This is a genomic window from Streptomyces sp. NPDC104309 (genome assembly GCF_055584025.1).
Genome location: NZ_JBVJMV010000003.1, coordinates 106,501 through 120,146 on the forward strand (window position 1 = coordinate 106,501; position 13,646 = coordinate 120,146).

Annotated in this window: 13 protein-coding genes; all 13 read right to left on the reverse strand. The window is 69.2% G+C overall.

What is annotated here, in order from left to right; genetic code table 11:
- Nucleotides 1-104 precede the first annotated feature (104 nt).
- Nucleotides 105-536, reverse strand: a complete 432-nt coding sequence (gene nusB, locus ACZ68L_RS04515) for a transcription antitermination factor NusB (protein WP_361443925.1) — start codon at nt 534-536, stop codon at nt 105-107.
- 2 nt (nt 537-538) lie between these two features.
- On the reverse strand, nt 539-1,105 hold the full coding sequence (efp, locus tag ACZ68L_RS04520) for an elongation factor P (RefSeq protein ID WP_469574132.1): 567 nt from the start codon (nt 1,103-1,105) through the stop codon (nt 539-541).
- 50 nt (nt 1,106-1,155) lie between these two features.
- Nucleotides 1,156-2,262 carry an aminopeptidase P family protein gene (locus ACZ68L_RS04525; RefSeq protein ID WP_469574134.1) on the reverse strand — a complete coding sequence of 369 codons (1,107 nt, stop codon included), beginning with the start codon at nt 2,260-2,262 and terminating at the stop codon, nt 1,156-1,158.
- A 103-nt stretch (nt 2,263-2,365) separates the two neighbouring features.
- A complete protein-coding gene (locus ACZ68L_RS04530; RefSeq protein WP_469574135.1) occupies nt 2,366-3,175 on the reverse strand; it encodes a Pro-rich N-terminal domain-containing protein in 810 nt (269 codons plus the stop codon).
- A 153-nt stretch (nt 3,176-3,328) separates the two neighbouring features.
- Nucleotides 3,329-3,769 carry a type II 3-dehydroquinate dehydratase gene (gene aroQ, locus ACZ68L_RS04535; RefSeq protein WP_469574136.1) on the reverse strand — a complete coding sequence of 147 codons (441 nt, stop codon included), beginning with the start codon at nt 3,767-3,769 and terminating at the stop codon, nt 3,329-3,331.
- A complete protein-coding gene (gene aroB, locus ACZ68L_RS04540) occupies nt 3,766-4,860 on the reverse strand; it encodes a 3-dehydroquinate synthase (RefSeq protein WP_469574138.1) in 1,095 nt (364 codons plus the stop codon). Before aroB ends, aroQ begins: the two co-directional genes overlap by 4 nt.
- A complete protein-coding gene (locus ACZ68L_RS04545; RefSeq protein ID WP_469574140.1) occupies nt 4,857-5,408 on the reverse strand; it encodes a shikimate kinase in 552 nt (183 codons plus the stop codon). Before ACZ68L_RS04545 ends, aroB begins: the two co-directional genes overlap by 4 nt.
- Complete coding sequence (gene aroC, locus ACZ68L_RS04550; protein WP_469574141.1) at nt 5,405-6,589, reverse strand: chorismate synthase; 1,185 nt, start codon at nt 6,587-6,589, stop codon at nt 5,405-5,407. The genes ACZ68L_RS04545 and aroC overlap by 4 nt, the downstream gene beginning before the upstream one ends.
- Before the next feature lie 763 nt (nt 6,590-7,352).
- A complete protein-coding gene (locus ACZ68L_RS04555) occupies nt 7,353-8,207 on the reverse strand; it encodes a shikimate dehydrogenase (RefSeq protein ID WP_469574142.1) in 855 nt (284 codons plus the stop codon).
- A complete protein-coding gene (mltG, locus tag ACZ68L_RS04560) occupies nt 8,204-10,036 on the reverse strand; it encodes an endolytic transglycosylase MltG (protein WP_469574144.1) in 1,833 nt (610 codons plus the stop codon). The genes ACZ68L_RS04555 and mltG overlap by 4 nt, the downstream gene beginning before the upstream one ends.
- 95 nt (nt 10,037-10,131) lie before the next feature.
- A complete protein-coding gene (gene ruvX, locus ACZ68L_RS04565; protein ID WP_469574146.1) occupies nt 10,132-10,605 on the reverse strand; it encodes a Holliday junction resolvase RuvX in 474 nt (157 codons plus the stop codon).
- A gap of 8 nt (nt 10,606-10,613) precedes the next feature.
- Entirely contained in the window at nt 10,614-13,283 is a 2,670-nt protein-coding gene (gene alaS / locus ACZ68L_RS04570) for an alanine--tRNA ligase (protein WP_469574148.1), read from the reverse strand.
- Nucleotides 13,283-13,645, reverse strand: coding sequence for a DUF6167 family protein (locus ACZ68L_RS04575; protein ID WP_469574150.1), 363 nt, complete (start codon nt 13,643-13,645; stop codon nt 13,283-13,285). The genes alaS and ACZ68L_RS04575 overlap by 1 nt, the downstream gene beginning before the upstream one ends.
- Nucleotide 13,646 lies beyond the last annotated feature (1 nt).

The window sequence follows — 13,646 nt, forward strand, 5'->3', positions numbered from 1 at the left end:
CGCGCCGGCACGGCTTTTTGTGTCCGCGGCGGTCGGACGCCCCATGCCGAAGGGCCCACGGTCGGGTGACCGTGGGCCCTTCGTCGGCTGAACGCCACCGGCGGCTACTGCTCCCGGCGGAGGTTCGGCTTGAGGTCCTTGAACCGGGCCAGCAGCCCGTTCACGAAGGACGGGGATTCGTCGGTGGAGAACTCCTTGGCGAGCTGGACCGCCTCGTCGATCACCACCGCGTCCGGGGTCCCGTCCACCCAGATCAGCTCGTACGCACCGAGCCGCAGGATGTTCCGGTCGACGACCGGCATGCGGTCGATCTCCCAGTCCACGGCATAGGTCACGATGAGGTCGTCGATCCGGTCCGCGTACTGCGCGTACCCCTCGACGAGCTCCATCGTGTACTCGGTGACCGGCGGCTGACGGTTGTCGGTCCGCGAGTGCCGCACCCAGTCCGCGAGGACCGTCTGCACGGACTCACCGCGCTGGTCGGCCTCGAAGAGAATCTGGAAGGCACGCTTGCGGGCCGTGTTCCGAGCAGCCACGGTTAGCTGTTCACCCGGCCGAGGTAGTCGCCCGAGCGGGTGTCGACCTTGATCTTCTCACCGGTGGTGATGAAGAGCGGGACGCCGATCTCGTAGCCGGTCTCCAGCGTGGCGGGCTTGGTGCCGCCGGTGGAGCGGTCGCCCTGGACGCCCGGGTCGGTGTGCTGGACGGTCAGCTCGACGGCGGCGGGCAGCTCGACGTAGAGCACCTCGCCCTCGTACTGGGCGACGGAGGCGGTGAAGCCCTCGATCAGGAAGTTGGCGGCGTCGCCAACAGCCTTGCGGTCGACCATGAGCTGGTCGTACGTGTCCATGTCCATGAAGACGAAGTACTCGCCGTCCATGTACGAGAACTGCATGTCGCGACGGTCGATGGTGGCCGTTTCGACCTTCACGCCGGCGTTGAACGTCTTGTCGACGACCTTGCCGGAGAGCACGTTCTTGAGCTTGGTGCGCACGAAGGCCGGGCCCTTGCCGGGCTTGACGTGCTGGAACTCGACGACGGACCAGAGCTGGCCTCCGTCGAGCTTGAGCACCAGGCCGTTCTTGAGGTCGTTCGTGGAAGCCACGGTTGCGGAATCTCCTGGACTGAAGCTGGTGGAACGACCGAGGATGCGCGCTAGAGCGCGAGCAGCTCCTTGGTCGTAATGGTGAGTAGCTCGGGTCCGCCGTCCGCCTCGGGGCGCACGACGAGCGTGTCATCGATCCGGACCCCGCCCCGGCCCGGGAGGTGGACCCCCGGTTCGACGGTGACCGGCACGCAAGCGTCCAGTTTACCCATGGCTGCAGGTGTCAGCTGCGGGTCCTCGTCGATTTCGAGCCCCACCCCGTGCCCGGTCCAGGGCGCGAGGCCCCCGCCGTGGCCCGCCGAGTCCAGGAGGTGGCGGGCGGCGCGGTCCACATCGCGGTACGCGGCACCGGGCACGAGGGCCTCGCGTCCGGCCCGCTGAGCGGCGAAAACCAGGTCGTAGAGCTCGATCTGCCAGTCGGCGGGCGTCGTCCCGATGACGAACGTACGGCCGATCTCGCAGCGGTAGCCGCGATAGTTCGCACCGAGGCAGACGGAGAGGAAATCCCCTTCCTCCACCCGCCGGTCCGAGGGCCGGTGGCGGCCCTGACCGGAGTTCGGCCCGGTGGCCACCGAGGTGGCGAAGGCAGGGCCGTCGGCGCCGTGGTCCACCAGGCGCCTCTCCAGCTCCAGGGCGAGATGCCGTTCGGTGCGGCCCACCAGGATGGATTCGAGGAGTTCACCCAATGCCTGGTCGGTGATCTCGGCGGCGATCCGCAGACAGGCGATCTCCTCCTCGTCCTTGACGACCCTCAGCTGCTCGACGACGGCACCGAGATCGGCCAGGCGGAGCCGGGGGGCGACCGAGCCCATGGCCCGGTGGCGGGCGACCGTCAGATGGTGTTCCTCGACGGCCAGAGACTCCGCACCCGAGACGCCGGCCAGATCGGCGGCCGCGACCGCCGGATCGCCGTCGGTGGCGGGCAGCGAGGACACCCGCAGCTGATCGTCGGTACGTCCTTCGGCGAGGTCGCCGGTCGGCTCACCGGGGCAGAGCAGGACGTCCTCGCCGGGGCCGAGCAGCAGCACGGCGCCGGGGGGCGCTCCGCCTGCGAGGTAGCGGACGTTGGCAGGGCGGGAGACCAGAGCGGCCGCGGATCCGACGGCGGCGCACCGGTCGCGGAGCAGCCCGCGGCGGACGGCGTACACGTCTGACATGTCACGAGCCTACGAGCGCTTGCGCGTGCCTGCTCGGTCAGCGCATCCGACCGGGGGCCGCGGACGGACTCCTCACCGGAGCCGGCTCACCGTCCCCCGGGGTTCACCAGGCCGGTGGGCTGGCTATGGAACGGGCGAGTATGTCGTCCAGGACGCGGGCGGTGGTCTCCACGTCGTAGGTCGAGTTGTCGATGATCGGCAGCCCGGAGCCGTACCAGCCGGCCATCCGGCCGTGGATCCGGGCGACCTCCTCGTCCGAGAGGCGGCGGTTGCCGCTGCGGGCCGCGTTGCGTTCCAGCACGATCTCCAGGCCGGGCAGCAGCACGACGGGCAGCAGTCCGGGGCCGACGTGGCGCTTCCACCCGCCGAGGCCGACGACCGGCCGGTCCGGGAAGACGGCGTCGTCCAGGATGCAGGAGATGCCGTTGGCCAGGAAGTTGCGGGCGGCGAAGCCGCAGGTACGGCGGGCGAGGCGGTACTGGGCCTCGGAGTGGTCGTTCCATCCGGCCTGCGGGTCGGCGAAGCCGGAGCAGACCCATTCACGGACGTCGTCGAGGCTGACGTGGGCCGTGGGAACCCGGCGGCGGCTGGCCCACAGCTTGGCCACGGTGGTCTTGCCGGCACCCGCGGGGCCGATCAGGAGGACGGCGAGGGTCGCGCTGCCGGTGCCGGGCTCGGCGGGCGGCGCGGGGAGCGGGACAGGACCGCCGGGCGGCAGCTGAACGTGTCCGGCGGTGTCCCTGGAGGAAGGCGGGGCGTGCTGCGGGGCGGTCCCGCTCCAGCCCTGGGGGCTGGGAGGGGTGGTGGGCGGCGGCCCCGGCGGTCCGGGGTGCCGGGCCTGGTGCGTCCAGCCGACAGGTCCGCTTCCGGGGCCTTGGGGCGGCGGCAGCGGGCCCCCCACTGCGTGCTGCATCCGGTGCCACTCCGTCTCGTACAGGCAACTAGGGGCTGCCGCTGGTGGAACGGCAACCGTACCGTCCCCGGCCGCCACAGAGGCAACGGTCGGGGACGGCGCACAGTGCCCGGTCGGCCGCTCGGCCTTCCGGTGTGCCGGTGTGCCGGTCCGTCAGTCGGTCAGCTCGTCGGCGAGAGCACGCAGGGCGAGGCGGTAGGAACCGATGCCGAATCCGGCCACGGTTCCCGTGGCGACCGGCGCCACCACGGAGGTGTGGCGGAATTCCTCCCGTGCGTACGGATTCGAGATGTGCACCTCGATCAGCGGGGCGGTGCGCTGGGCCACCGCGTCCCGCATTCCGTACGAATAGTGGGTGAACGCGCCCGGGTTGAGAACGACCGGGACGGAACCGTCCGCTGCCTCGTGGAGCCAGCGGATCAGCTCTCCCTCGTCGTTGGTCTCCCGGACGTCGACCTCGAAGCCGAGCTCCTTGCCGAGGGCCTGGCAGGTTTCGACGAGTCCGGCGTACGACGTGGCGCCGTACACATCGGGCTCGCGGGAGCCGAGCCGGCCGAGGTTCGGCCCGTTGAGGACGAGAACCCGGCGGGTCACGCCGACACCTCCCCGTAGGCGGCGAGCAGCACGGCCGGGTCGGGGCCCTCCAGCACGGTGGGCTTGCCGAGCCCGTCGAGGACGATGAAGCGCAGCAGGTCGCCGCGGGACTTCTTGTCGACCTTCATGTTCTCCAGCAGCTTGGGCCATTGGTCGCCGCGATAGGTGAGCGGCAGTCCGACGGACTCCAGGACCGCGCGGTGCCGGTCGGCGGTGGCGTCGTCGAGGCGTCCGGCCAGCCGGCCCAGCTCTGCGGCGAAGACCATGCCCACCGACACGGCCGCGCCGTGACGCCACTTGTAGCGTTCGTTCTTCTCGATGGCGTGGGCCAGGGTGTGGCCGTAGTTGAGGATCTCGCGAAGCCCGGATTCCTTGAGGTCGCTGGAGACGACCTCGGCCTTGACCCGGATGGCGCGTTCGATCAGCTCGGCGGTGTGCGGCCCGGTGGGGGTACGGGCGCCTTCCGGATCGGCCTCGATGAGGTCGAGGATCACCGGATCGGCGATGAAACCGGCCTTGATGATCTCGGCCATGCCGCTGACGTAGTCGTGGACGGGCAGCGAGTCCAGGGCGGCGAGGTCGCACAGGACCCCGACGGGCGGGTGGAAGGCGCCGACCAGGTTCTTGCCCTCGGCGGTGTTGATGCCGGTCTTCCCGCCGACGGCCGCGTCGACCATGGCGAGGACGGTGGTGGGCACGGCGATCCAGCGCACCCCGCGCAGCCAGGTCGCCGCGACGAAACCGGCCACATCGGTGGTGGCTCCGCCGCCGACGCCGACGATGACGTCGGTGCGGGTGAAGCCGGTCTGCCCGAGCGCCTTCCAGCAGTACGCCGCAACCTCGACGGTCTTGGCCTCCTCTGCGTTCGGCAGCTGGATCGCGATGGCCTCGTAGCCCTGCGCGGCGAGGTCCTGGCGGACCGCCTCACCGGTCTCGGCGAGCGCCTCGGGGTGCAGGACGGCGACCCGCTTGGCGCGGTCGCCGACGAGCGCCGGCAGCTCGCCCAGCAGCTGCCGGCCGATCAGCACCTCGTACGGGTCGGTGCCCGCGCTGCCGACGATCCGGATACGGGTGGGGCCCTGCTCGGTCATGTGTTCTCCCGGCCGGGGGTGACGGGGTCGTCCGTGCGTTCCGGCAGTTCCAATGCGTCGAGGACCGCCTGGGCGACCTCTTCGGGGGTGCGCTCGTCGGTGGCGACGGTCGCGCGGGCCACCTCGGTGTACAGGTGGCGGCGGGCGTCCATCAGTTCGCGCCACTGGCGGCGCGGGTTGACGGCGAGCAGCGGGCGGGCGGTGTTCAGACCGACCCGCTTGACGGCCTCCTCCACGTCCATCGAGAGATAGACGACGGGGTGACCGGCGAGCAGCGCTCGGGTGGCGTCGTCCAGCACGGCACCGCCACCGAGGGAGAGGACACCGGTGTGCTCGGCGACGGCGGCGTGCACGGCCTGTCGCTCCAGCTCCCGGAAGTGTTCCTCGCCCTCGTCGTAGAAGATCTCCGGAATCGGCTTGCCGGCTGTGGCCACGACGTCCACGTCGGTGTCCCGGTAGGTGGTGCCGAGCCGGTCCGCGAGCAGTTCACCGACCGTGGACTTGCCCACGCCCATCGGGCCGACGAGGACGATCAGGGGGCCGCTCATCGGATCTGGAGGTGGTCGAGGTACGACCGCACATTGCGGCGGGTCTCGGGGACGCTGTCCCCGCCGAACTTCTCGGCGACGGCGTCGGCGAGGACCAGCGCGACCATCGCCTCGGCGACGATGCCCGCAGCCGGAACGGCGCAGACATCGGAGCGCTGGTGGTGAGCCTTGGCGGGTTCGCCGGTGACGACGTCGACGGTGGCGAGCGCGCGGGGCACGGTCGCGATGGGCTTCATCGCGGCGCGGACCCGCAGCAGCTCGCCGGTGGTCAGACCGCCCTCGGTGCCGCCGGAGCGGCCGGAGGCGCGCTTGATGCCGTCCTCGGTGACCAGAATCTCGTCGTGCGCCTTGGAGCCGGGAACCCGGGCCAGGTCGAAGCCGTCGCCGACCTCGACCCCCTTGATGGCCTGGATGCCCATCAGGGCCGCGGCGAGCCGGGCGTCGAGACGGCGGTCCCAGTGCACGTGCGAGCCGAGACCGACGGGCACTCCGTACGCCAGCACCTCGACCACACCGCCGAGGGTGTCGCCGTCCTTGTGGGCCTGGTCGATCTCGGCGACCATCGCCTTGCTCGCGTCGGCGTCCAGGCAGCGCACCGGGTCGGCGTCGAGCCGCTCGACGTCGGCCGGCGTCGGCAGGACGCCGTACGGCGCCTTGGCCGCGGCCAGCTCGACGACATGGCTGACGATCTCGATGCCCGCGGTCTCCTTGAGGTACGACCGCGCGACGGCGCCGAGCGCGACCCGGGCCGCCGTCTCGCGGGCACTGGCGCGCTCCAGGATCGGCCGGGCCTCGTCGAAGCCGTACTTCTGCATGCCCGCGAGGTCGGCGTGACCGGGCCGCGGGCGGGTCAGGGGGGCGTTGCGGGCCAGCGCGGCCAGTTCCTCGGGGTCGACCGGGTCGGCCGCCATGACCTGTTCCCACTTGGGCCACTCGGTGTTGCCCACCATCACGGCGACCGGGGAGCCCATGGTGAGACCGTGGCGCACCCCGCCGAGGAAGGTGACCTCGTCCCTCTCGAACTTCATCCGCGCACCGCGGCCATATCCGAGCCGCCGCCGGGCGAGTGCGTCCGCCACCATCTCCGTGGTGATCGGGACGCCGGCGGGAAGACCCTCCAGCGTCGCCACGAGTGCGGGGCCGTGCGACTCCCCCGCGGTCAGCCAGCGCAACCTGCTCAACGGTGCTCCTCATGCTCGCGCCTGGAACTGCGACGGCGCGACCGGGTGCGCGACCCTGGCCCGCCGCCTTCGATCCTCCCACGACCTGGGGTACGAACCGGCTGCCGGTCCAGCAGACGGACGAGCGGGATGCTTCGGGCCGAGTCTGTTCACGGCCGCTGTCGCGGTGGGCACTCTTGCCTGCGCCCACCGCGACAGCGTCTCCACCACTTACTGGACCGACCAGTCGGGTCAGCCACACCAGCCATAAGGGCTGGTGCAACTGTCCCAGAATACGCCATTATCGACGTATTGGGCACCACCCAAATACCTCACGCAAGCATTTACCGCTTTAACATAAACAGGGCCCGCATAGTACTGGTAATTCCCGCGGCCTTTATTCCATGAACCGCCCTGAGCTTGGATGCCCGCCTCAAGCAGCTCAGTACCCTTCCCGCACCATCCAGGGCTTCGCATCGTCACCACGCAATTTTTCCCCGTGGCCGAACTGTAGAGCAAGTAGGTGCGTGCCGAGAATTCCTGATTCTGACTACTCCACCCCATGCCCACCGACTGAAGTCTGGAGTATCCCGACCCGCATGCACCCTCAGGCGTTGTCGCAGCGGCTGCAGCCGGCTCCGCTACAGCAATTCCAAACCCCAGCATCGAAATACATGACGCCAAGGTGACAGCTGTACGGCGCTTCTTCACGACCCCTCCCATTCTCTCGTGAACGAAACTTAACATCCACCAAGATGGGAAGTAATTACTTTACGAAAATCAGCTAACCATCGATCTCGCCTTTTGGTGAATGTGCCGTTTCCAGCGCTTTCGAGCCGGCTTCTTTCAACATCGCAATCGAAATATCGGAATTTCCGGTGAATTGGCCGATTTGAAGCAACGCCTGATGTGCCAGCAGATCCAGGCCGCCCACGACATCACCGCAGTGCCTCGACCACGCCGCCGCCAAACAAGTCGGCCATGGGTCATACAGGACATCGAACAACGTGCCCGGCCGATCCGGTACGGCGTCGGTCAGCGCGTCCGTGGCACCGGCCGGGGTGGTGGCGATGACCAACGGGGCCCGCAGCGCCTGCCCGGCGTCCGCCCAGTCGGAGATCCGGACGTCGACGCCGAGGCGCTCGCCCCAGTCGCGCATCTCCTGGCCCCGTTCCCGGCTTCGGACGTAGGCCGTGACCGGTCCCGTACAGATCTCGGCCAGCGCGGCGAGCGCCGAGGAAGCGGTCGCTCCGGCCCCGAGAACGGCGGCCGAGTCGGTCTTCTCCACACCGCGTTCGCGCAGCGCGGCGATCATGCCGGGGATATCGGTGTTGTCGCCGATCCGGCGGCCGTCCTCGGTGAAAACCACCGTGTTGACGGCCTCCACCGAGGACGCGGTCTCGCTGATGGAGTCCAGCAGCGGGATGATCGCGCGCTTGAGCGGCATGGTCAGCGAGAGCCCGGCCCAGGTGGAGTCGAGCCCCGCCATGAAGGCAGGGAGGGCCGCCTCGTCGACCTCGAACCGGTCGTACGTCCAGTGGGTGAGGCCGAGTTCGGCGTACGCGGCCCGGTGCAGGACCGGGGAGAGCGAGTGGGCGATGGGCGAGCCGAGAACGGCCGCCCGCCGGATGGTGCTCACTGGCCCGACTTCTCCTCTTCGTACTTCTTCCGGTTCCGTTCCTGCTCGTCGTTGGTGACCGCGAACAGGGTCTTGTCCTCGGTCACGGATACGAAGTAGTACCAGGGTCCGGGAGCGGGCTTGATCGCCGAATGCAGCGCGGCTTCGCCGGGATTGGTGATGGGGCCGGGCGGCAGGCCGTGGATGTAGTACGTGTTGTACGGATGCTTGAACTCCCGCAGACCGGACACTGCCCCTATGTCCAGCGTGCTCTGCGCCTTGGCGTAGTTCACCGTCGAGTCGAAGTCGAGGAGCCCGTAGGTCTCGGTGTTGTTCGGCTTGAGCCTGTTGTAGACGACTCGTGCGACCTTGTCGAAGTCGTGCTTGTACTTGCCCTCGGCCTGAACGAGGCTGGCGACGGTGATCACCTGCCAGGGGTTCTTGAGGCCCAGCTTCTGGGCGGAGCCTTCGAGGTCGACCTTGCCGTACTCCTCGTTGGCCCGGGAGACCATCTTCTTCAGGACGGCCTCGGGCTTCATTCCCTTGACGACCGGGTAGGCCGCCGGGAACAGGAAGCCCTCCAGCGGGTCCAAGATCTGCGGATCGTTGTTCGCCCATTCCGGCAGACCGAGTTTGCCCGCATCGGTCTTGGCGATTCCCTGCGTGGTCCCGGCTTTGAGGCCCAGCCTCTTGTCGATCTTCTCGTAGATCGCGCTGTTGCGGGTGCCCTCGGGAATGACCAGAAGATTCTGGCTCTTCGGGTCGAGCATCAGCTTCAAGGCCTCGGCCGCGGACATCTGCTCGTGGAGCAGATAGACGCCGGCCTGGATGGACTTGCCCTTGGGGTTCTCGTTCTGCGCGGCGACGAACGCGTCGACGCTCTTGACGACACCCTTCTGCTTCAGGATGTTGCCGATGTCGTATCCGAGGGCGCCCTTCGTGATCTCGACCTCGACCTCGCCGGTGCCCGTTCCGGTGTAGTCGGGCGCCGCGCCGAACTTGTCCTGCCAGAACGTGTACCCGAGGTATCCCACTCCCCCGAGGCCGCCGGCCAGGACCAGCGAGACGACCAGGCACGCGCAGCCGCTGCGGCTCTTTTTCTTGCCCTTGCCCCGGCGCTCGTTGCCGCCCCGGCCACCGCGGCGCGTCTCACGCGGATCGTCGTCGTACTCGTCGTCGTCCTTGTCGCCGTCGTCGCCCGTGAAGAAGGGGTGGGTCTCCTCCGGCTTGCTCTCCGGGTCCCAGTCGGGGTTCTGCGTGGGGGCCTGCTCGGGAGCGGCCTCCCGGCGGCCCGGGGGCTGCGGCGGCGGGTAGGCCTCCGGCGTGCCGTAGTGGTCGGGCGTCTCGCCGTAGCCGGCCTGCCTGCCGCCGTAGGGGTCGGCCGACGCCTGGGGGTCGTAGGGCATCCCGGCGGACTGCTGCCCGGTGTCCCAGCCGCCGTTGTCGTACTGGGGCTGCTGGGGCTGCTGGGGCTGCTGCTGCGCATACGGATCCTGCGGGACCCCGTACGTCGGCTGCTGCGGCTGGTAAGGCTGCTGCTGTGCGTACGGGTCCGGGAAATGCTGTTGCTGCTGCGCGTACTGATCCTGGGGTTGCTGTTGCTGCTGCGCGTACGGATCCTGGGGTTGCTGTTGCTGTTGCTGTTGCTGTTGCTGCTGCTGCTGCTGCTGCGCGTACGGATCCTGCGGGTGCGACTGGTGCGCGTGCGGGTCCTGGGGATAGGGCTGCTGCCCGCCGCCGTACTGGTTCTGGCCGTGGGCGGACTGCTGTCCTCCCCATCCCTGGTCCCCGTACAAGGGGTCCTCGGGATGCCACGGTTCGGAGCCGGGGCCCCGGCCATACTCAGTCATCGATCCCCTAGAGCCGCGAGACGACGTTCCGTCTCTTTGCTGTGCGGTGTTTGTTCGAACACCGCCACATCGCGCGGAACGTTACCGTATCGCGATCAGCCAACCGTTTCGACGCCTTCGCCCGGGGGTTTACCTGACGCCCGTTCGGACTCCAGAGCGTTCTGAAGGATCACCACAGCGGCAGCCTGATCGATGACGGAACGGCCTTTCCTGGACTTCACGCCCGAGGCGCGCAGTCCTTGACTCGCCGTTACTGTGGTCATCCTCTCGTCCACCAATCGCACCGGAATGGGCGCGACCGAGCGGGCCACCTCCTGGGCGAAGACCCGGATCTTGGCAGCGGCGGGCCCCTCACCGCCGCCGAGGGACCGCGGCAGGCCGATGATGATCTCGATCGGCTCGTACTCCTCGACGATCTGCCCGAGCCGCCGGTGGGCCGCCGGGACATCGCGTCCCGGAACGGTCTCCACCGGCGTGGCGAGGATCCCATCGGGGTCGCACGAGGCGACCCCGATCCGGGCGTCCCCGACATCGATCGCGAGACGACGACCGCGGCGCATCTGTGTCATCCCCGCTGTCACGCCGTCTCGGTGACGAGGCGTTCGACCGCGGCCACGGCCGCGCCGATGGCCTCGGGGTCCTGGCCGCCGCCCTGGGCGACGTCCGGCTTGCCGCCGCCACCGCCGCCGAGGGTCTTGGCGGCGGTACGGACCAGGTCACCGGCCTTGAGTCCGCGTTCCCGGGCGGCCTCGTTGGTGGCGATCACGGTCAGGGGACGGCCGTTGGCGGTGGTGAACAGGGCCACGACGGCCGGGCGGCCGCCCTGGATGCGCCCTCGGACGTCCAGGACGAGCTTGCGCAGGTCGTCGGCCGAGGTGCCGTCCGGTACCTGCCCCGTGACCAGGGCGACGCCGCGTACGTCCTTGGCGGAATCGACCAGTCCGGCAGCGGCCTGGAGGACCTTCTCCGCGCGGAACTTCTCGATCTCCTTCTCGGCGTCCTTCAGCTTGCCGAGCATTCCGGCGATCTTCTCCGGAAGCTCCTCGGGACGGCCCTTGACCAGCTCCTGGAGCTGGGCGACGACCGTGTGCTCCCTGGCAAGGAAGTTGTACGCGTCCACGCCGACGAGGGCCTCGATGCGGCGCACCCCGGAACCGATGGACGATTCGCCGAGCAGCTTCACCAGGCCCAGCTGGGCGGTGTTGTGCACGTGCGTGCCGCCGCAGAGCTCCTTGGAGAAGTCGCCGATGGTGACGACCCGGACCCGCTCGCCGTACTTCTCGCCGAACTCGGCGATGGCGCCCTGCTTCTTGGCCTCGTCGATCGACATGACCTCGGCCTGGACGTCGAGTTCGCGGGCGAGGACCTCGTTGATCTTCTGCTCGACGTCGGTCAGGACCGTGCCGGGCACGGCGGCAGGCGAGCCGAAGTCGAAACGGAAGCGGCCCGGCGAGTTCTCCGAACCGGCCTGGGCGGCCGTCGGTCCCAGTGCGTCGCGCAGCGCCTGGTGCGTGAGGTGCGTGGCGCTGTGGGCGCGGGCGATGGCGCGGCGGCGGGTGTTGTCGATGGCGGCGTAGGCGGAGGCGCCGACGGTCACCTCGCCGACCTGCACCGAGCCCTTGTGGACGGAGACGCCGGGGACCGGCTGTTGGACGTCGCGCACCTGGATGACGGCGCCGCTGTCGAGCCGGATCCGGCCCTGGTCGGCGAGCTGGCCGCCGCCCTCGGCGTAGAACGGGGTGCGGTCCAGGACGACTTCGATCTCGTCACCCTCGGAGGCGGCGGGCGAGGGCACGCCGTCGACGAGCAGGCCGACGATCGTCGACTCGCCCTCGGTGGCGGTGTAGCCGGTGAACTCGGTGATGCCGGAGTTGTCGGCGACCGCACGGTAGGCGGAGAGGTCGGCGTGGCCGGTCTTCTTGGCCTTGGCGTCGGCCTTGGCACGTTCCCGCTGTTCCCTCATCAGGCGGCGGAAGCCGTCCTCGTCGACCGAGAGGCCCTGTTCGGCGGCCATCTCCAGGGTGAGGTCGATCGGGAAGCCCCAGGTGTCGTGGAGCAGGAACGCCTTGTCGCCGGCGAGGACCTTGCCACCGGCGGCCTTGGTCTCCGTGACGGCGGTGTCGAGAATGTTGGTGCCGCCCTTGAGGGCCTTGAGGAACGCGGCCTCCTCGGCGAGGGCGACGGTCTCGATGCGCTTGCGGTCGGTGATCAGCTCCGAGTACTGCTGCCCCATCGTGTTGATCACGACGTCGACCAGGTCCTTGACGACCGGTCCGGTGGCACCCAGCAGCCGCATGTTGCGGATGGCGCGGCGCATGATGCGGCGCAGCACGTAGCCGCGGCCCTCGTTGCCGGGGGTGACGCCGTCACCGATGAGCATCACGGAGGTGCGGATGTGGTCGGCGACCACGCGCAGCGAGACGTCCGAACCGTGGTCGGCGCCGTACCGCACACCGGTCAGCTCGGTGGCCTTGTCCATGACGACGCGCAGGGTGTCGGTCTCGTACATGTTCTGTACGCCCTGCAGGATCATGGCGAGGCGTTCCAGGCCCAGACCCGTGTCGATGTTCTTCGACGGCAGGTCGCCGAGGATCGGGAAGTCCTCCTTGCCGTCGCCGGCACCCCGCTCGAACTGCATGAAGACCAGGTTCCAGATCTCCACGTACCGCTCGTCGTTGACGGCCGGGCCGCCCTCGACGCCGAACTCGGGGCCGCGGTCGTAGTTGATCTCGGAGCAGGGGCCGCAGGGACCGGGGACGCCCATCGACCAGAAGTTGTCCTTCTTGCCCAGGCGCTGGATGCGCTCGGCCGGTACGCCGATCTTGTCGCGCCAGATCTGCTCGGCCTCGTCGTCGTCCAGATAGACCGTGATCCACAGCCGCTCGGGGTCGAGACCGAAGCCGCCGTCCGCCACGGAGCTCGTCAGAGCCTCCCAGGCGTAGCTGATGGCGCCTTCCTTGAAGTAGTCCCCGAAGGAGAAGTTGCCGCACATCTGGAAGAACGTGCCGTGCCGGGTGGTCTTGCCGACCTCCTCGATGTCCGGTGTACGGACACACTTCTGCACGCTGGTGACGCGCGGCGCGGGCGGCTTGACCTCGCCGAGGAAGTACGGCTTGAAGGGGACCATGCCCGCGGGGACCAGCAGCAGAGTCGGGTCGTCCGCGATGAGCGACGCCGAAGGGACGACGGTGTGACCGCGCTCCTCGAAGAAGCTCAGCCAGCGGCGACGAATTTCAGCCGACTCCATCAGTGGTCCTCATTCCGGTTGTACGAGTTGTAGGGGAGCTTGCGGTGGTTGCCGACTTCGAGGGGCCTGTCCGGTCCGACGGGTTCGGCCGCCTCGACGGCGAACTGACGCCGCACGGGGAGGTCCGGGTCGACCGGCGCCTCCAGGCCCAGTGCCTCGCCCAGTTCGGCCTCTCGCCGGGCCATCGACTCACGGACGTCCAGAGCGAAGTCCTTGAGCTTGTGGCCGGTCTCGATCGCCTTGTCCGCGGCCTGCGCCGCGAGACTCTCCGGGGTCAGCTGCCTGAGCTTCCGGTTGACCTTGGTGGTGGCCCAGACACCGGCGGCGGCGCCGGCGGTGAACCAGAACGTACGGCGGAACATC